This is a genomic window from Thioalkalivibrio sp. ALgr1, from assembly GCF_000378285.1.
Classification (GTDB): domain Bacteria; phylum Pseudomonadota; class Gammaproteobacteria; order Ectothiorhodospirales; family Ectothiorhodospiraceae; genus Thioalkalivibrio.
This window is the reverse complement of record NZ_KB905132.1, coordinates 499,990-518,551: the sequence shown is the minus strand read 5'-3', so window position 1 is coordinate 518,551 and position 18,562 is coordinate 499,990. Positions and strand designations below refer to the sequence as shown.

Below are 18,562 nucleotides of genomic sequence, written 5' to 3'. Positions count from 1 at the left end.
AAGACACTATGCATCCAGCCTTCTCGGTCATTTTCCTCACCACCCTGATCGGCGCCGGCCAGGGCCTGTTTCTCGGCCTGTTCGGTGCCGAGGCACTGAGCCTGCTGGGCGTGCTGCCGCCCCCGGGTTCGGACTTCCTGGCCCTGGGCTCCGCGCTCGCGCTGGCCTTCCTGGTGCTGGGGCTGATCGCCTCGTTCTTTCACCTGGGGCGGCCGGAACGCGCCTGGCGCACCGCCACCAAGTGGCGCACCTCTTGGCTCTCGCGCGAGGTGATCGTGCTCCCGGCGTTCATGGGCGTCGTGTTCCTGTACGGCGCGGCCCATGCGTTCGGGTTCAACCCGGCCCTGGGTACGCTGGCCGGGGATGTCCCCGTCCTGCTGACCGTCGTGCTTGGCGCCATCGGGGCGCTGCTGGCCATCGTGCTGTATGTAACGACCGCGATGATCTACGCCTGCATCAAGTTCCTGCAGGAATGGCACTCCCCGCTGACCGTGGTCAACTACACCGTGCTGGGGGCCGCCAACGGCTTCACCCTGGCGGCCGCCTATGCGGCCTGGGCCGGTGTCCCGCTGGTCGCCTTCCTGGCGACGGTCGCGATCGTCCTGACGCTTCTGGGACTGGGTACCCGCAGCGCATCGCTGGTGCGCAACTCCCGTATCAAGTCGAAGTCCACGCTGCAGACCGCGATCGGGGTGAAGCACCCGAAGATCCAGCAGAAGTCCCAGGGCTTCATGGGCGGGTCATTCAATACGCGGGAATTCTTCCACCACATGTCGGCCGCGTTCCTGCGCGGGATGAAGTGGATCTTCCTGCTGGGTGCATTCGTGGTCCCGGCGATCCTGCTGCTGGTCGTGCTGGTCGCCCGCATCGACCCGGTCAACCTGCTGATCGCCGCGTTCGTGATCCAGTATCTGGGCATGGTCGCCGAGCGCTGGTTCTTCTTCGCCCAGGCCAACCACCCGCAGAACATCTACTACCAGTCGGTGGCCTGAGGACACAGCCGGGGGCGGCCTGACCGCTCCCGGCCCATCCAGGTTCGGGGCCCAGCCCCAAATCGCTCCGATCAGACCGCCGACCAGGCCTCGGTCGTGATCCCCTCACCCAGATCGAGCTCTACCAGGCGGCGGCGCACCTCCAGCAACTTCTCGACCAGGGCCGGTTCGACGTGCTCGTAGGCCTCCGCGTCCGGCACCCGGTTGACCACCACCCCCAGCAGCTCAGTGATCGCGTTGCCGATCGAATTCTGACTGATCGTGACGATCAAGCGGCCCTCGTCGTTGCGGTAAATCAGCTGCTTGAAGGCCGGCTGCCAACGGATCGCATGGGCGTACTTGGCGTCGGTGAAGCAGCGATCGCGCACCTTCTTGGCGGTCTTGAGGAAGTCGTTGTTGAACAGCAGGACCTCCTCCACCGCATCGGGGAAGTGCACGCCCTCGGGCATCGGGGCATTGCGGGTGGAGACCTGCGAGAAGAAGGTGCGGTAGAAGTCCAGAAAGCCCTGCAGGACCGCGTCGTATTCGCGCCAGAAGCGGATGTCCTTCAACGCCTCGACCCCACCCTGGATCTCCCAGCTCGGGAGGCCGTGCGGGTAGCCGGTCAGCGCGAGTCGAGCCTCGTGATCGGGCGCGGGCCGCAGGATCTGCAGGTCCAGGGCGCGGGTAAAGAAGGCCCGGTAGACATCGCGCATATAGGCCTGGAACAGGCTGTGCTGGCCGCCATCGGTCAGGTTGGGGTTACCGGGATCGGCCAGCGGCGCTTCAGCCAGCGTCGCCATCGGAAAGACGATGAAATGGTTGTGCAGCATGCGGATACTGGGCACCCCGGGCGCGGTCAGCGGCCAGGTCGCGTCCAGGCTGGCCTCGCCCGCCAGCACCAGGGCCTCGGCCGGGTCCGGGTACTGCTCCAGCATGTACTCGATGATCACTCCGTTCATCCGGTTCCAGACATGCCGCACCGGCTCCGGCACCTGGGTGCGCCGCACCGGGCGCCCCATCGGGTCGAGGATGGTCTGCGAGGTGTTGTAGATGATAGAGCAGTCGAACTCGTTGCTGTGCCCCAGCGCCTTGCGGTAGAGCAGGAGGTTTTCCGGATTGACCAGCAGCCCGTTGTTGTTCACCAGGTCGGCGAGGTTCTCGGTGCTGTTGAAGAACTCGTTGGGTTTCATGCCCTCCGGGATATCCAGGGGGATGGGCCGAAACGGCGTGGTGATCTCGCGGGGGCCGGCTTGCATAACGGTCGGTGACTCCTTGCAGGGGGCGGGTGTCACATAAGGAAGGGCAGGGTTGTACCGACAACCACAACCCCTGTACTGTAACTTGCGCGGATCGGGAGTGTCTGCAGCGACCATAGCACAACCACCCACTCCTCATAGGAGCGAGAGCATGCGACTGATTCTGTTGGGGGCGCCTGGCGCCGGCAAGGGCACCCAGGCCCAGTACATCTGCGAGAAGTACAACATCCCGCAGATCTCCACCGGCGATATGCTGCGTGCAGCCGTCAAGGCAGGCACCCCACTGGGTCTGAAGGCCAAAGAGGTCATGGATGCTGGCGGCCTGGTCTCCGACGACATCATCCTGGGCCTGGTGAAGGAACGCGTGGAGCAGCCCGATTGCTGCGACACCGGCTTCCTGTTCGATGGCTTCCCGCGCACCATCCCGCAGGCCGAGGCCCTGAAGGAGCAGAACGTGCCGCTCGACTTTGTCGTGGAGGTGGATGTCCCCGACGAAGAGGTGATCCGCCGCATGAGCGGACGGCGGGTACATCCGGGCTCCGGCCGCACCTATCACGTCGAATTCAATCCGCCGAAGGTCGAAGGCAAGGACGACGTCACCGGCGAGGACCTGATCCAGCGCGAAGACGACAACGAAGAAACGGTGCGCAAGCGCCTCGAGGCCTACCACAGCCAGACGCGCCCGCTGGTGGACTTCTACTCGAAGTGGGCGGACAGCGGCGAGCCCGACGCGCCGAAATATGTCCACATCAAGGGAACCGGGTCGGTGGAAGACATCCGCGACCAGATCTTCAAGGCCCTGGGCTAAAAAACGACCCGCCAGGTATTCCGGGCGGGTCGTCTTGATTGGGCCACGGCCCCGCGCCTGCCGCCCCTGGGCCCGGACACGGGACCAGGGGCTTTCTTGCTACTAGCGACCGAGCACCTTGGTCACCTTGTTCTGACGCAGGCGGTAGGCATCCGGCATGCCCGAGCCCAGCAGCGGACGCAGATACATCCGGAAGGCGTCGGTGACGTCGGTGCCCGAGGCATCGATGAACTCGTCCGGCATGACCTTGGTCTTGCCAGCGACGGCCTCCAGCGGCACGTACTCGTAGTCCACCGAATAAAAGCCGGTACGCTTGATCGCGACCGAGCCGTCGCGGCCCTGCCACATCGCAAACTGCACGGCCTTCTCGCCCACTTCCCGGGCCTCGCGCTGGTCGACGTCCGAGACACAGCCAATAAAGGCACGCTGCAGATAGCCGAAGGTGTCGCCGCGTACGCGCTTGACCCCCAGCTTGTCCCGGATCTCGCCACAGAGCATGTCGGCCAGGGCGCCGGTGCCCGAGAGCTGAACATTACCGTGGGCATCCTTCTCCACGTCCTTGGCGAGCTTGGTCGCGATCGGCTCACCGTCCGCGTCATGGATCCCCTCGCTGACCGCGATCACGCAGCGCCCGTAACGGTCCATGGTCGCCTTGACGTCCGACAGGAAGCGGTCGACTTCGAATACGCGTTCGGGCACGTAGATCAGGTGGGGCCCGTCGTCCGGGAATTTCTTCCCGAGGGCGGAGGCCGCGGTCAGGAACCCGGCATGGCGGCCCATGACCACCGCCAGATAGATTCCCGGCAGGGCATAGTTGTCGAGGTTGGCGCCGACGAAGGCCTGGGCCACGAAACGCGCTGCGGACGGGAAGCCCGGCGTATGGTCGTTCTCCACCAGGTCGTTGTCGATCGTCTTCGGGATATGCACGCAACGCATCGGATAGTTGGCCTTGCGCGCCTCCTCGCTGACGATACGCACCGTGTCGGAGGAGTCGTTGCCACCGATATAGAAGAAGTAGGTGATCTCGTGGGCCTTCAGGACCTTGAAGATCTCCTTGCAGTAGTCGAGATCCGGCTTGTCACGCGTAGAGCCCAGCGCCGAGGAGGGCGTCCGCGCGACCATCTCCAGATTGTGGGTGGTCTCCTGGGTCAGGTCCAGGAACTCCTCGTCGATGATCCCGCGGACCCCGTGGAAGGCCCCGTATACCAGCTCGACGTCGGTAAATTTCCGGGCTTCCAGGACTGCGCCCACCATGGATTGATTGATTACCGCCGTCGGGCCTCCACCCTGGGCGATCAGAACCTTGGCCATCTTCGTCCTCCTTCTGCGACTTTAGTGCGTTCCAACCGTGAATCGGCCGCGCAACGACCGGGCATCTCAGTGACATAAGGCCCGAAGATAGCAAATTCCGCACTCTCCGCACGGAAACGTTTAATTGTATTATCAAAGACTTATTGACCTGAGAGGGCCTGAAGGCACAACGGCACCACCAACCCGATGGGTCGGTGGTGCCGGCTCGCAGGCCAGGGGAGGAAGTCGAGGGAGAACTCAGTCGCGCAGATGCTGGTTCACAAAGCGGGTGACCCGGATCATCGCGTCACGAGAGGCGAGATCGTCGGCGAAGGTGCGGTTGCTGCCATTGCGAAAATCGAAGCCGCGGCCAACGCCTGGATATTCGATCCAGGTCACATCACCGCCGCGGCTTTCCAGACCGTCCGCGGCCATCTTCGCGGTCCGGTGGCGCTGATACTGCTCTTCGTCGCCGATCAGGATCATCATCGGGATCTCGAGCTGATTGACCTCGTTGGCGTAGCGATACACCTGGTGCGGCTCGCCGAGGTTCGGGTCCTGCAGGTGCGGGTAGTAGCCGGCCCAGCAGGCAACATCCTCGACCTGCCGCTCAAAGGTCACGGCCACCTTAAGCGTCTTGTAGCCCCCGCGCGTGATGGAGACCAGGCAGGCCCGGTCACCGACGATGTCGTCACGCTCGAGCAGGACATCCAATCCCTTGTTCAGGTCGCCCTCCAGCTCGTAGTCATGATCCAGCGGATGGCTTTCCATGAAACGGCCGGTGTACATGTCCGGCGCCATCACCACGAAGCCGCGCGCGGCCAGGCGCTTCACATGCAGGATCGCCAGATCGTCCAGCCCGCGCCGGCCATGGGCCCAGAGGATCGCGGGATAGGCCTCGCCATCGGCGGGGCGCGCCACCAGCGCCGGGATGTCCACGCCGTCGCGCTCATACTCGAATCGCTCGACCTCGACCTCGTGATTCTCGAGATCGGAATACAGCACGCCGTCTTCCCACCAGTCGTCATCCCACCACCAGTTGTCAGAACCGGTGGGTTCATCCGCGGCGAGCGGCGAGACGAGGAGGCTGGTGGCGGCCAGCAGGCAGAACGATCGAAAAGCAGAAACCATGAATCCCGAACCCCTTCTTATTGGAGCCGCGCAGAAGACCCAACTGGGGGTCCCGCAGCCGTGAGCCACGCCTTCGAGCTTAGAGCAAAGCACGGCGTCCTGCCCAGCACATCGGACCCTAGACCCCGCCCGGAAAACCGAGTTGGCGCCAGGCCTCGTAGACGACCACGGCCACCGCGTTGGAGAGGTTCAGGCTGCGGCTATCGGGCTGCATGGGCAGACGCAATCGCTGTTCGGGAGGCAGTGCGTCGAGTACCGCTTGGGGCAGTCCGCGGGTCTCCGGCCCAAACAACAGGGCATCACCGGACTGGAACCCGGCCTGGTCGTAACGGGCCTGCCCGCGCGTGGTCAGGGCGAACTCGCGCTGCGGCCGGATCGATTCCCGCCACCGTTCGAGGCTGTCATACTCTTGCACCCGGGCCAGCTCGTGATAGTCGAGCCCGGCGCGGCGCGCCCGGGCGCTATCCAGCTCGAAGCCGAGCGGATGGATCAGGTGCAACGCCGCCCCGGTGTTGGCCGCCAGACGAATAATATTGCCCGTGTTCGGCGGGATTTCCGGTTCATAAAGGACGATGTGAAGCATGAGTGATTCGCGCACCGATCCGCGGCTGGCCGTTGATTTCTGCGGGCTGCATTTGAACACGCCGCTGGTGCTGCTGTCCGGCTGTGTCGGCTTTGGCGAGGAATACACCCGGGTTGCCGGGTTCTCCAATCGCGACGCGGGTGCGATCTGCCTGAAGGGCACGACCGGCCAGGCGCGACTGGGCAACCCGCCGCACCGCGTCTACGAGACCCCGGACGGCATGCTGAACGCGATCGGGCTGCAGAATCCGGGCGTGGACCGGGTGGTGGACGAGATCCTGCCCGCGCTGGATTTCGAGGAGACGCGCTTTTTCGCCAACGTCTCGGGCTCCACGATCGAGGAGTACATCGAGGTCACCCGGCGTTTCGACGACTCGCCGATCGATGCCATCGAGATCAATATCTCCTGCCCCAACGTGAAAGAAGGCGGCGTGGCGTTCGGCAACGACCCGGAGATGTCGGCGCGCGTGGTCGAGGCCTGCCGCTCCGTGACCTCCAAGCCGTTGATCACCAAGCTGTCGCCCAACCAAACCGACATCGGTGAGAATGCCCGCCGCTGCATCGATGCCGGGACCGACGGGTTTGCCGTGATCAACACCCTGATGGGGATGGCCGTCGACGTGGAAAACCGCCGCGCGGTGATCGGCAACAACCAGGGCGGACTCTCCGGCCCGGCGATCAAGCCGATCGCGCTGTTGAAAGTACAGCAGGTCTATCAGGTGGCCGCACCGCATAATGTCCCGATCATCGGCCAGGGCGGCGTGATGAATGCGCGCGACGCGCTGGAATTCCTGATCGCGGGCGCCAGCACCGTGGGCGTGGGTACCGGGCTGTTCTACGATCCGCTGTGCCTGCCGAAGATCCTGGACGGCATCCGCGACTACATGGATCGCCACGGCATCCAGCAGGTCAGCGAGCTGACCGGGAGCCTGCAGCTCAACAGCGCGATCTCCGCCTGCGCCGCCCCGGCCCCGGAAGACCCCACGACCTGATCTGCCCTACTCGTCGTCGATGCCCAGCTCCTGAATCTTGCGAGTCAGGGTGTTGCGGCCCCAGCCCAGCAGGGCAGCGGCCTGCTGGCGATGCCCACCGGTCACATTCAGCGCCTCGCGAATCACCGTACGCTCCAGTTGTGGCAGAACCCGGCCGAGCAGGTCGCGCTCGCCCTGTTGCCAGTGCTGCCGAGCGACCTGGGCCAGCTCGCTGGTCCAGTCACGCGGCGTGGCCATCTGCGCGTCCGACAGGCCTCCGTGGGTCTCCATGGGCGGCGCATCCTGATGCAGCTCGGCCGGAAGGTCGTCCAGGTGCACCTCACGTCCCGAGGCCATGACCGTCAGCCAGCGACAGGTGTTCTCCAGCTGGCGAACATTACCCGGCCAGGGCAGACGCTGCAGCTCGCGCACCACCTCCGGCCGCATGGTCTTCGCCTCGACCCCCAGTTCGCACGCCACCTCGGCCATGAAGTGCTGCACCAGCAGCGGGATGTCCTCCGGGCGCTCGCGCAACGACGGCACATGGATACGGATCACGTTCAGGCGATGGAACAGATCCTCGCGGAACAGCCCGGCGCGCACGCGCTCCTCGAGGTCCTGGTGGGTGGCGGCGATGATGCGCACATCCACCCGGATCGGGGTATGCCCACCGACGCGATAGAAGGTTCCGTCCGCCAGCACCCGCAGCAAACGCGTCTGCAGGTCGAACGGCATGTCGCCGATCTCGTCGAGGAACAGTGTGCCGCCATCGGCCTGCTCAAAGCGGCCCTTGCGGCTCTGGCTGGCGCCGGTAAAGGCGCCACGCTCATGACCGAACAGCTCGCTCTCCAGCAGGTCTTTCGGGATCGCGGCGGTGTTCAACGCGATCAATGGCTGATCGGCCCGCGGGCTGTGCTGGTGCAGGGCCCTCGCGACCAGCTCCTTGCCAGTGCCGGACTCGCCGTTGATCAGTACGGTGATATTGCTGCGCGACAGACGCCCGATCGCGCGGAACATCTCCTGCATCGCCGGCGCCTCGCCGATGATGGGGGTGTCCTCGATCCTGGCGCCACCCTCGGCATTTTGCTGCGCAGTCGCCCGCGCCTCCAGCGCACGCTGAACAAGGGCCACGGCCTCGTCGACATCGAACGGCTTGGGCAGATACTCGAAAGCCCCGGTCTGGTAAGCGCCGACCGCGCTCTCGAGATCCGAAAACGCCGTCATGATGATGACCGGTGGCGGATCCGGGCGGGTCTGCATACGGGCGAGAAAATCGAGGCCGTTCAGCCCCGGCATGCGGATGTCGGCCACCACCGTATCCGGGGCCTCGTCAGTCTCCAGCGCAGCCCAGGCCGCGTCGGCCGTCTCGAACCCGCGCACATTGATACCGGCGCGCTGCAGGGCGCGATCCAGCACCCAGCGGATCGAGTCGTCGTCGTCAATGATCCAGACGATGGGGTCCATCAGTTGCCGGCCTCCTTGGCATTTTGGGGTTCGATCGGCAGCAGGATGTCGAACGAGGTGCTGCCCGGTCGCGAACGGCATTCAATGAGTCCGTTGTGCAACTGGATCAGGCTCTGGGCGATGGGCAGGCCCAGGCCGGTGCCCGCGGCGCGGCCGGTCACCATCGGGAAGAAGATGCGCTCGCGGATCTCCTCCGGGATGCCCGGGCCGTTGTCGCGCACGCTCAGGCGCGCCACCAGGCGGTGGCGGTGACCGGAAATGGTGTACTGGCGCAGTACGCGCGAGACCAGGGTGATCTCGCCGCCCTCGCTCAACGCCTGCACCGCGTTCTGCACCAGATTCAGGATGGCCTGCACCAGCATGTCGCGGTCGGCCTGCACATCCGGGATGCTCGGGTCGTAGTCGCCGCGGATCTTCAGACCCAGCGGCAGTTGCACACTGACCAGGCCGCGCACGTGCTCCAGCACCTCGTGGAGGTTTACGGCCTCGAGGCGGGGCAGGTTGTTCGGGCCCAGCATGCGATCGACCAGGCTGCGCAGCCGGTCCGCCTCGCGAATGATGATGCCGGTGTATTCCTTCAGCCCGTCGTCATCCAGCTCGCTGGCCAATAGCTGCGCCGCCCCGCGCAGGCCGCCCAGCGGGTTCTTGATCTCGTGGGCCAGCCCCCGGGTCACCGCACGCGTGATCGCCTGCTGCTTTTGCAGCTGTTCCTCGCGACTGATCCGTTCATGGCGATCAATGGCGTTAAGTTCAAACAAGAGTTGTGGCTCGCGGCCATCGTCACCGCGCAGAGGCGTGATGGTGATGTCCGCCAGGAAGGGCTCGGCGCGCAGTGGCTCCATCTGTCGGGCGCGCAGGGTAATCGGCTGATCGAGTGACAACACCGACCGCAGCCGATTGGACAGGCTGCGGTCGAGCCTGAGGCACTGCCCCAGTCCGTGGCCGACGATACGCTCGCGGCTAAGCCCCAGCAGGACCTCGGCCGCACTGTTCAGGCTGACCAGGCGCAGCTCGCCATCCGTCACCAGCACGGCAGTTGACAGGTCGTCCCACCAGGGCCATGGCGCTGGGGCGGGCTTGGCAACAGGATTGTTCATCAACGGGCCTCAAGCAGGAATCGCGCCAAACAGGGGCACAGCACAGGGTGGATCATCCGCGGGCAGGAGAGCGCCCAGGCAAGGCGGCCGTGGCGGCAATCACCAAGCGCCGCCCCATTATAGTGCAAATACGGCACCATATTGGGGCAGAATGCGCACGGAGTTGGTGCGGCCGACTAGTTCTGCGGAATCTGCTGGACCTGGGGCTGAGGTGCGCGCGGGGCCTGGGGGGCCCGCGGGGCGCCGCCCTGGGGGAATTGCTGCGGGCGCTGTTGTTGCTGCTGTTCGCGCGGGATCGCGATGCGCAGCACGTTGAACTGGATGGTGTCGCTGCTGGCGAGCTCCTGCCCGGCGTCGTCTTCTACTCGCGCCTGCAGGCTGTATTCGCCGCGGTTGAGCCCCTCGAAGGTGATACTGGAGCCGGTGCTGTCGCCAGCCTCCTCGCCGTTCAGCAGCCAGACGACGCGATGGCCGGCCTCGGTATCCAGGGCGGGCTCCAGCGCCACCTCGGCGGTGACATTGCCGTCATTGGCACGCACGCCGGCCCCGTCCTCCGGCTGCGTAATCGCGACGCGTTCGTAGCCACTGGCATCGGCCTCCTCTTGCTGAGGCCGCACCGGACGTTCAAGGATCTCTCGGGCACCCTCGAGCGGCACCCCGCGCATGGGCTCACGTACATCGACCGACTCGCTGGCGCTGCCCTCGGGAGGACGGTCGCCAAAGTGCACATTGCCCTGGTCGTCAGTCCAGCGATAGACCTCGGCCTGGGTGAGCGCCGGCAGGCACATCGCGACTAGAAACAGCGCCCAGACCTTGTTCATCGTCGATCTCCTTGGGCCGAAACCCCCGAGCCACCTACGCGGCACGTACCCACATGCCCTGCACACGGGCGGCGTGCCCCTGCAGCGCAACGAGCCGCTGGCGTTCGGCCTCGCCCGTCGCGCCGGATTCGCGACGACCGATCCAGTCGTCCAGTGCGGCCAGGCGCAGCAATGTCGGTGCGGCCCCGCGCTCGATCGCGGCCAACGGGCGTCTGGCATGGTAGCCCGCAAGCAACGCGCGGTAGGCATCGGCTCGAATCTCGCCGGCCTCGTCCACCGCAATCGCCAATGCGATGCGCGCGAGCTGCCAGAAAGCGGGCACCGGCGCCGGCGGCATCACCAGATCCGCGAGCCCGGCCCCTTCCGAATAGACCCGCACCGAGTGCCAGTAGCTCCCGGCCAGCGGCAGATCCTCGAAACGATAGAGGCTCTGGTGGTGGAGTTCGGCATCCAGCGTCTCCCGCTCGCCGGCCAACAGCGTCTGGCCCAGGGCATCGGCGCGTTCGCGCAATAGCTGCTGCAGCACCCCGCGGCGATAGCCCGTGGCCTCCGGCATCGCACTCGCCGGGTGCAGGGCCTGCCAGCTCGCGGCCCGCTCCCCCAGGGCGTTGAGGCTTCCGGGGCCCTCGGCCGACAGGGGTTCGCGCAATGCCTGACCTTGATCCAGGAAAAGAATCCGCGTCCCGTCGGCATCAGCGGTGGCCAGCGGGCTGATGCCTGCACCCTTCAGGGCCGCCTCGATACCGGAGGCGGCATCCGCCGACAGACGCAGGCACTGCACGGGCTGCCCCGCCAGCAAGGCCTCGCCCTCGCGAAACTCGATGCTCACCCCGCAGGCCTCGGCACAGGCCTGGCAGTCGTGTTCGTTCATTACCATTGGAAAATCACCCAGGACGGCGGTACGAAATCGGGTTCCAGCTCACGCTGACGGCGATCGAGCAGGCCGTCGCCGGTGCTGTCGATCAGGTAGTAGGAGGGACCGGCCGCGGGGATCACCTCCACCATCACCAGTTGCCCGCCCATGCGGTACTCGCGCCGGGTCTCCCCGTCGCGTTCGATGATCACAATGTCAGCCTCTTCCAGGCCCCGCTGCTCGCGCGCGCGTTCGTCGAGCACGGGCGGCGCGGGGTCGGCCTCGGCCTCGTCCGGCATCTCGGGCGGCGGCGGGGCATCGTCCCACTCGCGCTCCTGCTGGGCAATGGCCAGAGCCGGCGCGAGAAGCAGACCGACCAGGAGGGCGGCGGGATAATGGGTGCACTTAGCGGCCATGCTCACAGCTCCATCATGCGTTTCTTTTCTTCCGCGGAAGGCTCGAAGCTGCGCGCCTCGTAATGCTCGAAGATCACGTCCACCACGTCTTCCGGGGCATCCACCAACGAGTATAGCTTCAGGTCCTCGGCATCGATTGTGCCTTCGGACACAAGAGTGTCGTCGAACCAGTGCAGCAGCCCCTTCCAGAATTCGGAGCCGACCAGCACGATCGGGATGCGCCGGGTCTTGCCGGTCTGCACCAGCGTCAGAATCTCCGCCAGTTCGTCCAGCGTGCCAAAACCGCCCGGCAGGACCACATAGGCGGAGGCGTATTTCACGAACATCACCTTGCGCGAGAAGAAGTGGCGAAACCCAAGGCTGATGTCCTGATACGGGTTGGCGCTTTGCTCGTGGGGGAGCTGGATATTCAGGCCGATGCTGGGGGAGCGCCCGGCGAAGGCGCCCTTGTTGGCAGCCTCCATGATGCCCGGGCCGCCGCCACTCACCACCGCGAAGCCGGCATCCGACAGCTGGCGGGCGACTTCTTCGCCCAGTTGGTAATGCGGATGTCCGGGTGGAAAGCGCGCGGAGCCAAAGATGCTCACAGATGGCTTGATGTGCGCCAGGCGCTCGAAGCCCTCCACGAACTCCGCCATGATCTGGAAGATCTTCCAGCTTTCGCGGGTCAGAGCGGAGTCGTCAATCGGGCGCAGGCCGGGGTGTTCGGCGCGTTCGCGGTCGTTCATGCGGAGGGTTCCTCGTGTCGAAAGCCAAGCGTAACGGGCGCCCCGGGTCGGTACAAATGGTCGCGGCACAAAACGGGGCTGTAGAATGGCGCGCACCTTCCGCACGGATACCGCATTGATGTCACAAGCCCCCCTCGTTCTGGTCGACGGTTCGTCGTATCTGTTTCGGGCCTTCCATGCCCTGCCGCCGCTGACCGCGCCGGATGGCGCCCCGACCGGGGCGATGATTGGTGTGGCGAACATGCTGCGCAAGCTGCGCGCGGACTACGGCCCGGAACACATGGCGGTGGTGTTCGACGCGAAGGGCAAGACCTTCCGCGACGACATCTACCCGGAATACAAGGCCACCCGCCCGCCGATGCCGGACGAGCTGGCCGCCCAGATCGAGCCGCTGCACGAACTCGTGCGGGCGATGGGCCTGCCACTTTTGTGCGTCGAGGGCGTGGAGGCCGACGACGTGATCGCGACCCTGGCCGATCAGGCCGCCGCGGCCGGGCATGACGTGGTGATCTCCACCGGCGACAAGGACCTCGCCCAGCTGGTGAATGACCGCATCACGCTGGTCAACACCATGAGCGGGGTCACGCTGGACCGCGAGGGCGTACAGGAAAAATTCGGCGTGGCCCCGGAGCAGATCGTCGACTACCTCGCGCTGATGGGCGACAGCGTCGACAACATCCCGGGCGTGGACAAGGTCGGCCCCAAGACCGCGGCCAAGTGGATCGCGAAGTACGGCGATCTCGACACCATCCTCGAGCAGGCCGACGACATCGGCGGCAAGATCGGCGAGAACCTGCGCGCCGCGGCCGAGCGCCTGCCCACCTCGCGCGAACTGATCACGGTCAAGCGCGATGTCGAGCTGGATGCCGGCCCCAACGACCTGAACATCCGCGAGCCGGATCACGAGCGCCTGCTGGAGATGGTGCGCCGCTACGGCTTCACCCGCTGGCGCGCGGAGCTGGAGGGTAGCGAGGACGAGGCCGCTGACGGCAATCCGGGCCCGTCGCAGGCAAAGGGCGACTACCGGACGCTGCGCGAGGAGGCCGAACTGGCCGAGCTGCTGGAGCGTCTGGACAAGGCCGACCGAGTCGCCTTCGACACCGAGACCACGAGCCTCGACGCGATGCGCGCCGAGATCATAGGCATGTCCTTCGCCTTCGAGCCGGGCACCGCGTGGTATCTGCCGCTGGCCCACACCGGGCCGGACGCCGACCCGCAGCTGCCGCGCGCGGAGACGCTGGAACGTCTGAAGCCCTGGCTGGAATCCGAGGACCACGGCAAGCTGGGCCATCACCTGAAGTACGACCGCAACGTGCTGGGCAATCACGACATCGCCCTGCGCGGGATCGTCGACGACACCCTGCTCGAGTCGTTCTGCCTGGACGCCGGGGCCAACCGCCACGACCTCGACTCCCTGGCCGAGCGCCACCTGGACTACAAGACCACGCACTACGAAGACGTGGCCGGCAAGGGGGCGAAGCAGATCCCGTTCGCCGAGGTGGATATCGGCATCGCCACCGATTACGCCGGCGAGGACGCTGATATCTGCCTGCAGCTGGATGCGGTGTTCCAGCCACGTCTGCAGGCGGCCGAAGGCCCCGCGTTTGTCTACCGCGAGATCGAGATGCCGCTGGTCCCGGTGCTGGCGGATATCGAACGCGTGGGCGTAAAGGTGGACCCGGATCGGCTCGGCGAGCAGAGCCAGGAGCTGCTGGCCGAGATGGAGCGCATCGAGCGCGAGGCCTTCGAGGAGGCCGGCGGCGAGTTCAACCTCGGCTCGCCCAAACAGATCCAGGAGATCCTGTTCGAACGCCTGGGCCTGCCGGTACTGCGGCGCACCCCCAAGGGCCAGCCCTCCACCGCCGAGGACGTGCTGGAGCAGATGGCGGACGACTACGCCCTGCCGCGCCTGATCCTCGAGCACCGCGGCCTGTCCAAGCTGCGCAGCACCTACACCGAGACCCTGCCCCGGCGCATCCACCCGGAGACCGGTCGGGTGCACACTTCCTATCACCAGGCGGGGGCGGCCACCGGGCGGCTGTCATCCTCGGAGCCGAACCTGCAGAACATCCCGGTGCGCACCGAGGCCGGCCGGCGCATCCGCCGCGCGTTCATCGCGGATGAGGGCCACCAGCTACTGGCGGCAGACTACTCGCAGATCGAGCTGCGCATCATGGCTCACCTGTCGCAGGATGCCGGCCTGCTGAAGGCCTTCGCGGAGGGTCAGGACATCCACCGCGCAACCGCCGCCGAGGTCTTCGGGCTGGACCCGGAGCAGGTCTCCGGCGATCAGCGCCGCGCGGCCAAGGCGATCAACTTCGGCCTGATCTACGGCATGTCCGCCTGGGGCCTGGCGCGCAACCTCGGCATCGAGCAGGGCGAGGCGCGCGAATACATCGACCGCTACTTCAGCCGCTATCCCGGCGTGCACGACTACATGGAACGGGCGCGCGCCTCCGGGCGCGAGAACGGCTACGTCGAGACCCTGTTCGGCCGCCGCCTGTACCTGCCGGAGATCAACAGCCGCAACGGGGCGCGGCGCCAGCAGTCCGAGCGTGTCGCGATCAACGCCCCGATGCAGGGCACGGCCGCCGACATCATCAAGCGCGCGATGGTACGGGTCGCGCACGACCTCGAGGACACCGGGATTGACGCGCGCATGATCATGCAGGTGCACGACGAACTGGTGTTCGAGGTGGCCGACGCGGCGGTGGAGGACCTGACCACGCTGGTGCGCAAGGCCATGAGCGGGGCCGCCGACCTGGACGTGGAACTGGTCGTAGACGTCGGCGTCGGCGCCAACTGGGACGACGCCCACTAGCCCCCATGCTGGCCCATCGCTTCAACCGAATCGCCGCCTGGCTGGTCGCGCTGCTGCTACTCGCGAGCGCCTGGATGCTGGCCGAACGCTACCTGGACAGTGGCGCCGCCGAGGTGCCGATCGTCCAGCCACAGGCCTGCGACCTGAATGCCGGCCCCTGCAGCACCGCCCTGGCACAGGGCGGCGAGGTGCGCCTGGAGATCACGCCGCGCCCGGTACCGATGCTGCGGGAGCTGACGCTGGACCTGCAGCTGGATGCCGCGGCGCAGACCGCGCTGAACAACCCTGAGGCCCTGGACCTGGACCTGGCCGGAGTCGAAATGTATATGGGCTACCAGCGCCCGCGCCTGGAACACACGGGTGATGGCCGCTACCGCGGCACGACCACGCTGCCGATCTGTACCACCGAATCCATGACCTGGGCAGCCACCGCGATGCCGGCAGGCAAATCCGAGGCCGCCTTCGTACAATTCCGCTTTGTCACTGCCCGCGATCACTGATGAACCCCTTATGAACCGTATCCCCGTCAGCAGTCTCTTCTGGGCCTTCGCGGTGGTCGCCGCAGGTGCTCTGCTGGTGTATGTCACTCTGGAGCCGGGCGAGCCGCCGCCGCGCGATCTTGCAGGTCATGCGCAACTGCCCATCGCCGACGAGGTACAGGGCGGACCGATCGAGCTGCCGGTCGCCACGCACGCGGAGCGCTTCGACCTGGGCGATTACACGGACCAGTACGTCTGGCTGTATTTCGGCTATACGAGCTGCCCGGATGCCTGCCCGACGAGCCTGGGGTGGATTGGCGGGGCGCTGAACCGCTTGCCGGAAGAGTTGCAGGGCCAGGTGAACGGTGTGTTTATAAGCGTCGATCCGGAACGAGATACCGAGGACCGCCTGGCCGATTACGTGGCCCATTTTCATGCCGACATTCACGCGGCCACCGGATCCGAAGAAGACTTGAAGCCCGCCGCTCAGCGCTTTGGTGTCTTCTACGAACGCCGCGCAACGGATTCGGCGATGGGCGACATCATCGACCACAGCTCATCGACCTATCTGATCGGGCCCGAAGGCGACTTGCTGGAGATTCACCCTCACGGGACCAGCGCGGCCGATCTGGTCGAGACCCTGAGGGCACACGCCCAGTCCCAGGGAACCGATGACTGACGGGGCAACAGCCACAGGAGCGCTGCATTCAGGAGTGTGAAGCCAATCACGTTCATTTTCGGGAACGGATGGAACTCAAGGCAACTGACGCTTTCTTACGTTACAAGCGCTCTAGCCCAGCGCGAGCCCGCTTCTCTCCCTGAGCGGGCAGGCCTCGCTCCCCCCTGTCGAGGCCGAATCTTGCCCCGGCCCTCCCCAAGGCCGGGGCATTTTTTTGTCTGGGGTTCATGGTTCGCGCCCGGGGCGGGCCACGGTCAGTCTTCGACCGGCTGGAGCCACTCGGTCAACAGGCCGCGCAGGTCATCGACCCCCTGATTTTTCAATGAAGAAAAGGTCTGCAGGGTCGCCTCGATCCCCAAGCCTTCCAGCTCACGCTGGGTCGCGTGCAATTGCTTGTCGGCCGCCTGCCGCGAGAGCTTGTCGGCCTTGGTCAGCAGGCAGTGCAACTGGCAACGCTCCAGCGGCACCCACTCCAGCAGCTGACGGTCGAGCTCGGTCAGGGGACGACGGATGTCCATGATCAGCACCAGCCCTGCCAGGCACTCGCGCGACTGCAGGTAATCCCCCAGCAGCCGATCCCAATGCTGGCGCTGGCCGGCGGACACCTTCGCGTAACCATAGCCGGGCAGATCCACCAGCCGCCATGCCTCGTCCGGCGGCAGGGCGAACAGGTTGATTTCCTGGGTGCGCCCGGGCGTGCGGCCCACCCGGGCCAGGGCCTTGCGCCCGCACAGGGCATTCAGGGCGCTGGATTTGCCGGCATTCGAGCGCCCGGCGAAGGCAATCTCGATGCCGTCATCCTCCGGGAGCTGCTCGACCTGGGCCACGCCCTTGATAAAGGCGGTCTCGCGAAAACGGGGTTCCATGGGGCGGGGGACGTCCTTGGCCGAGTGCGGAGCTCGGAATATTTTTGAGCGCAATTTAGCATTGTGCTATAAACTGCGCCGCTCAAGGAAACACTGGTCAATGTACACCCTCGCGTTGGTACCCCAGGTTTTCCGAGACAAGGCGCGCCGTGCAGCGGGTAGTGGTTCTACCCGCAAGCGGCGCAACGCAGGATCGGGAAACTGGGGTACCAACCCCATAACCCATTACAATGCAGGGGCTCGGCCGCTTTTGCGCGCGAACGGCGTTGCGGCTCCCTTGTGCAGAGTGACTGCACGGCAGTCGCCGCGCCTTGTTCGCATGCAAAAGCGACTCGAGCGCGAGGGTGTACATTGACCAGTGTTTCCTTCATGTTGATCGCCCTGCCAAGGGGCACAAGGAACGCGGGTCCGACCCGGCACGCATTTACATGCAGGAGAATCTTCGATCATGAACCACAAGCTTTCCGCTCTCTTTGCTGCCCTGTCCGTCTCCCTGCTGCTCCCGCTGTCGGCGGCTCAGGCGGGCGATCCTCAGCGCGGCCAGGAAATCTCCCAGTCCTGCGCGGCCTGCCACCAGGCGGACGGCAACTCGACCAACCCGGAGTGGCCGAAGCTCGCGGGCCAGCACCCGAAGTACACCGTCAAGCAGCTGCGTGACTTCAAGGAAGGCGAGACCCGCTATGATTCGCTGATGGCGGGCGAAGTCGCGGATCTGGACGAGCAGGATATGCGCGACCTGGCGGCCTACTTCGCCGAGCAGTCCATCACCACCGAAACCGCCGACGAAGACGTCGTCGAACGCGGCGAGCGCATCTACCGTGGCGGCATCCCCTCCCAGAACGTCGCCGCCTGCATCGCATGCCACGGCCCGAATGGCCAGGGCAACCCGGAGGCGATGTTCCCGAAGGTTGCGGGGCAGCACGCCACCTACAGCGCGGACCAGCTTTACAAATTCCGTGACGGAGAGCGTTCCAACGACGCGGGTCGGATGATGCGCAATGTGGTTCAGCGCATGTCCGACGAAGACATCGAGGCCGTGTCACAGTACATGGCCGGGCTGTCGTCCGACTGATCGTGCCGGAGCGCCGTGCAGTCCGGGCGGCGAACCTCCCAGGGAAGGGGCGGCCATAGGCCGCCCCTTTTTTGCTGTCCGGGGCAGACAAATTTTCCGCCACCGGGAATGGAGCGGGGGCTCGGCACGTCAGACAGGTCGGATCAGAGAAACTGGCCCGCTCCAGTAACAGGGTTTGCACGAAACTTCCGTGCAGTTTGTCTAGGAAATTGAACCCCGACAGGGGTGCTTCGCATAGTCGCGAAGGTCAACGC

The 18,562-nt window shown here is 65.7% G+C and carries 18 protein-coding genes; 7 read left to right on the top strand and 11 right to left on the bottom strand.

Annotation, left to right across the window (positions count from 1 at the left end; genetic code table 11):
- Positions 1–8: 8 nt before the first annotated feature.
- Complete coding sequence (locus tag F466_RS0102450; protein ID WP_012981473.1) at positions 9–992, top strand: DmsC/YnfH family molybdoenzyme membrane anchor subunit; 984 nt, start codon at positions 9–11, stop codon at positions 990–992.
- Positions 993–1,063: 71 nt separating this feature from the next.
- On the opposite strand, the gene F466_RS0102445 is transcribed toward F466_RS0102450, so the two are convergent.
- Positions 1,064–2,230 (bottom strand): hypothetical protein, encoded by a 1,167-nt coding sequence (locus F466_RS0102445; RefSeq protein ID WP_018993383.1) that lies wholly within the window; start codon positions 2,228–2,230, stop codon positions 1,064–1,066.
- A 151-nt stretch (positions 2,231–2,381) separates the two neighbouring features.
- On the opposite strand from F466_RS0102445, the gene adk reads away from it, so the two are divergent.
- Positions 2,382–3,038 carry an adenylate kinase gene (gene adk, locus F466_RS0102440; RefSeq protein WP_018649153.1) on the top strand — a complete coding sequence of 219 codons (657 nt, stop codon included), beginning with the start codon at positions 2,382–2,384 and terminating at the stop codon, positions 3,036–3,038.
- Between the two features lie 102 nt (positions 3,039–3,140).
- On the opposite strand, the gene F466_RS0102435 is transcribed toward adk, so the two are convergent.
- The 3 genes from F466_RS0102435 to F466_RS0102425 form a co-directional block, all read right to left on the bottom strand.
- A complete protein-coding gene (locus tag F466_RS0102435; protein ID WP_012981470.1) occupies positions 3,141–4,349 on the bottom strand; it encodes a 6-phosphofructokinase in 1,209 nt (402 codons plus the stop codon).
- Positions 4,350–4,586: 237 nt separating this feature from the next.
- Positions 4,587–5,459, bottom strand: coding sequence for a dienelactone hydrolase family protein (locus F466_RS0102430; RefSeq protein WP_018993382.1), 873 nt, complete (start codon positions 5,457–5,459; stop codon positions 4,587–4,589).
- Between the two features lie 118 nt (positions 5,460–5,577).
- Positions 5,578–6,042, bottom strand: a complete 465-nt coding sequence (locus F466_RS0102425) for a tRNA (cytidine(34)-2'-O)-methyltransferase (RefSeq protein ID WP_012981468.1) — start codon at positions 6,040–6,042, stop codon at positions 5,578–5,580.
- Here F466_RS0102425 and F466_RS0102420 point away from each other — a divergent pair.
- Complete coding sequence (locus tag F466_RS0102420) at positions 6,041–7,033, top strand: dihydroorotate dehydrogenase (protein ID WP_018993381.1); 993 nt, start codon at positions 6,041–6,043, stop codon at positions 7,031–7,033. The genes F466_RS0102425 and F466_RS0102420 overlap by 2 nt on opposite strands.
- 6 nt (positions 7,034–7,039) lie before the next feature.
- On the opposite strand, the gene ntrC is transcribed toward F466_RS0102420, so the two are convergent.
- From ntrC to F466_RS0102390, 6 genes are all read right to left on the bottom strand, one after another.
- Positions 7,040–8,476, bottom strand: a complete 1,437-nt coding sequence (gene ntrC, locus F466_RS0102415) for a nitrogen regulation protein NR(I) (RefSeq protein ID WP_012981466.1) — start codon at positions 8,474–8,476, stop codon at positions 7,040–7,042.
- A complete protein-coding gene (gene glnL, locus F466_RS0102410; RefSeq protein ID WP_012981465.1) occupies positions 8,476–9,573 on the bottom strand; it encodes a nitrogen regulation protein NR(II) in 1,098 nt (365 codons plus the stop codon). Before glnL ends, ntrC begins: the two co-directional genes overlap by 1 nt.
- A 176-nt stretch (positions 9,574–9,749) precedes the next feature.
- Positions 9,750–10,394, bottom strand: a complete 645-nt coding sequence (locus F466_RS0102405; RefSeq protein ID WP_018993380.1) for a DUF4124 domain-containing protein — start codon at positions 10,392–10,394, stop codon at positions 9,750–9,752.
- 34 nt (positions 10,395–10,428) lie between these two features.
- Positions 10,429–11,265: a hypothetical protein gene (locus F466_RS0102400; RefSeq protein ID WP_012981463.1), complete on the bottom strand. Its 837-nt coding sequence runs from the start codon at positions 11,263–11,265 to the stop codon at positions 10,429–10,431.
- Complete coding sequence (locus F466_RS0102395) at positions 11,265–11,663, bottom strand: DUF2782 domain-containing protein (protein ID WP_012981462.1); 399 nt, start codon at positions 11,661–11,663, stop codon at positions 11,265–11,267. The genes F466_RS0102400 and F466_RS0102395 overlap by 1 nt, the downstream gene beginning before the upstream one ends.
- 2 nt (positions 11,664–11,665) lie before the next feature.
- On the bottom strand, positions 11,666–12,391 hold the full coding sequence (locus F466_RS0102390) for a TIGR00730 family Rossman fold protein (protein ID WP_012981461.1): 726 nt from the start codon (positions 12,389–12,391) through the stop codon (positions 11,666–11,668).
- 118 nt (positions 12,392–12,509) lie between these two features.
- On the opposite strand from F466_RS0102390, the gene polA reads away from it, so the two are divergent.
- Genes polA through F466_RS0102375 form a run of 3 tightly spaced genes read left to right on the top strand, consistent with a single transcriptional unit; the run spans position 12,510 to position 16,370 of the window.
- On the top strand, positions 12,510–15,212 hold the full coding sequence (polA, locus tag F466_RS0102385; RefSeq protein WP_026296399.1) for a DNA polymerase I: 2,703 nt from the start codon (positions 12,510–12,512) through the stop codon (positions 15,210–15,212).
- 5 nt (positions 15,213–15,217) lie between these two features.
- Positions 15,218–15,712, top strand: coding sequence for a hypothetical protein (locus F466_RS0102380; RefSeq protein ID WP_018175092.1), 495 nt, complete (start codon positions 15,218–15,220; stop codon positions 15,710–15,712).
- Positions 15,713–15,722: 10 nt separating this feature from the next.
- Entirely contained in the window at positions 15,723–16,370 is a 648-nt protein-coding gene (locus F466_RS0102375; protein WP_018993378.1) for an SCO family protein, read from the top strand.
- 254 nt (positions 16,371–16,624) lie between these two features.
- Here F466_RS0102375 and yihA read toward each other — a convergent pair whose 3' ends face one another.
- Positions 16,625–17,236 carry a ribosome biogenesis GTP-binding protein YihA/YsxC gene (gene yihA, locus F466_RS0102370; protein WP_012981457.1) on the bottom strand — a complete coding sequence of 204 codons (612 nt, stop codon included), beginning with the start codon at positions 17,234–17,236 and terminating at the stop codon, positions 16,625–16,627.
- 448 nt (positions 17,237–17,684) lie between these two features.
- Here yihA and F466_RS0102365 point away from each other — a divergent pair, with 448 nt between their 5' ends.
- A complete protein-coding gene (locus tag F466_RS0102365) occupies positions 17,685–18,308 on the top strand; it encodes a cytochrome c (RefSeq protein ID WP_012981456.1) in 624 nt (207 codons plus the stop codon).
- Positions 18,309–18,562 lie beyond the last annotated feature (254 nt).

Excerpts from the sequence above, each read along its gene's own strand:
- F466_RS0102435 (WP_012981470.1), bottom strand. The coding sequence starts at position 4,349 with ATGGCCAAGGTTCTGATCGCCCAGGGTGGAGGCCCGACGGCGGTAATC.
- F466_RS0102445 (WP_018993383.1), bottom strand. The coding sequence starts at position 2,230 with ATGCAAGCCGGCCCCCGCGAGATCACCACGCCGTTTCGGCCCATCCCC.
- F466_RS0102380 (WP_018175092.1), top strand. The coding sequence starts at position 15,218 with ATGCTGGCCCATCGCTTCAACCGAATCGCCGCCTGGCTGGTCGCGCTG.
- F466_RS0102430 (WP_018993382.1), bottom strand. The coding sequence starts at position 5,459 with ATGGTTTCTGCTTTTCGATCGTTCTGCCTGCTGGCCGCCACCAGCCTC.
- F466_RS0102395 (WP_012981462.1), bottom strand. The coding sequence starts at position 11,663 with ATGGCCGCTAAGTGCACCCATTATCCCGCCGCCCTCCTGGTCGGTCTG.
- F466_RS0102450 (WP_012981473.1), top strand. The coding sequence starts at position 9 with ATGCATCCAGCCTTCTCGGTCATTTTCCTCACCACCCTGATCGGCGCC.
- F466_RS0102425 (WP_012981468.1), bottom strand. The coding sequence starts at position 6,042 with ATGCTTCACATCGTCCTTTATGAACCGGAAATCCCGCCGAACACGGGC.
- F466_RS0102365 (WP_012981456.1), top strand. The coding sequence starts at position 17,685 with ATGAACCACAAGCTTTCCGCTCTCTTTGCTGCCCTGTCCGTCTCCCTG.
- glnL (WP_012981465.1), bottom strand. The coding sequence starts at position 9,573 with ATGAACAATCCTGTTGCCAAGCCCGCCCCAGCGCCATGGCCCTGGTGG.
- polA (WP_026296399.1), top strand. The coding sequence starts at position 12,510 with ATGTCACAAGCCCCCCTCGTTCTGGTCGACGGTTCGTCGTATCTGTTT.
- F466_RS0102400 (WP_012981463.1), bottom strand. The coding sequence starts at position 11,265 with ATGAACGAACACGACTGCCAGGCCTGTGCCGAGGCCTGCGGGGTGAGC.
- F466_RS0102375 (WP_018993378.1), top strand. The coding sequence starts at position 15,723 with ATGAACCGTATCCCCGTCAGCAGTCTCTTCTGGGCCTTCGCGGTGGTC.
- yihA (WP_012981457.1), bottom strand. The coding sequence starts at position 17,236 with ATGGAACCCCGTTTTCGCGAGACCGCCTTTATCAAGGGCGTGGCCCAG.
- F466_RS0102405 (WP_018993380.1), bottom strand. The coding sequence starts at position 10,394 with ATGAACAAGGTCTGGGCGCTGTTTCTAGTCGCGATGTGCCTGCCGGCG.
- ntrC (WP_012981466.1), bottom strand. The coding sequence starts at position 8,476 with ATGGACCCCATCGTCTGGATCATTGACGACGACGACTCGATCCGCTGG.
- adk (WP_018649153.1), top strand. The coding sequence starts at position 2,382 with ATGCGACTGATTCTGTTGGGGGCGCCTGGCGCCGGCAAGGGCACCCAG.
- F466_RS0102420 (WP_018993381.1), top strand. The coding sequence starts at position 6,041 with ATGAGTGATTCGCGCACCGATCCGCGGCTGGCCGTTGATTTCTGCGGG.
- F466_RS0102390 (WP_012981461.1), bottom strand. The coding sequence starts at position 12,391 with ATGAACGACCGCGAACGCGCCGAACACCCCGGCCTGCGCCCGATTGAC.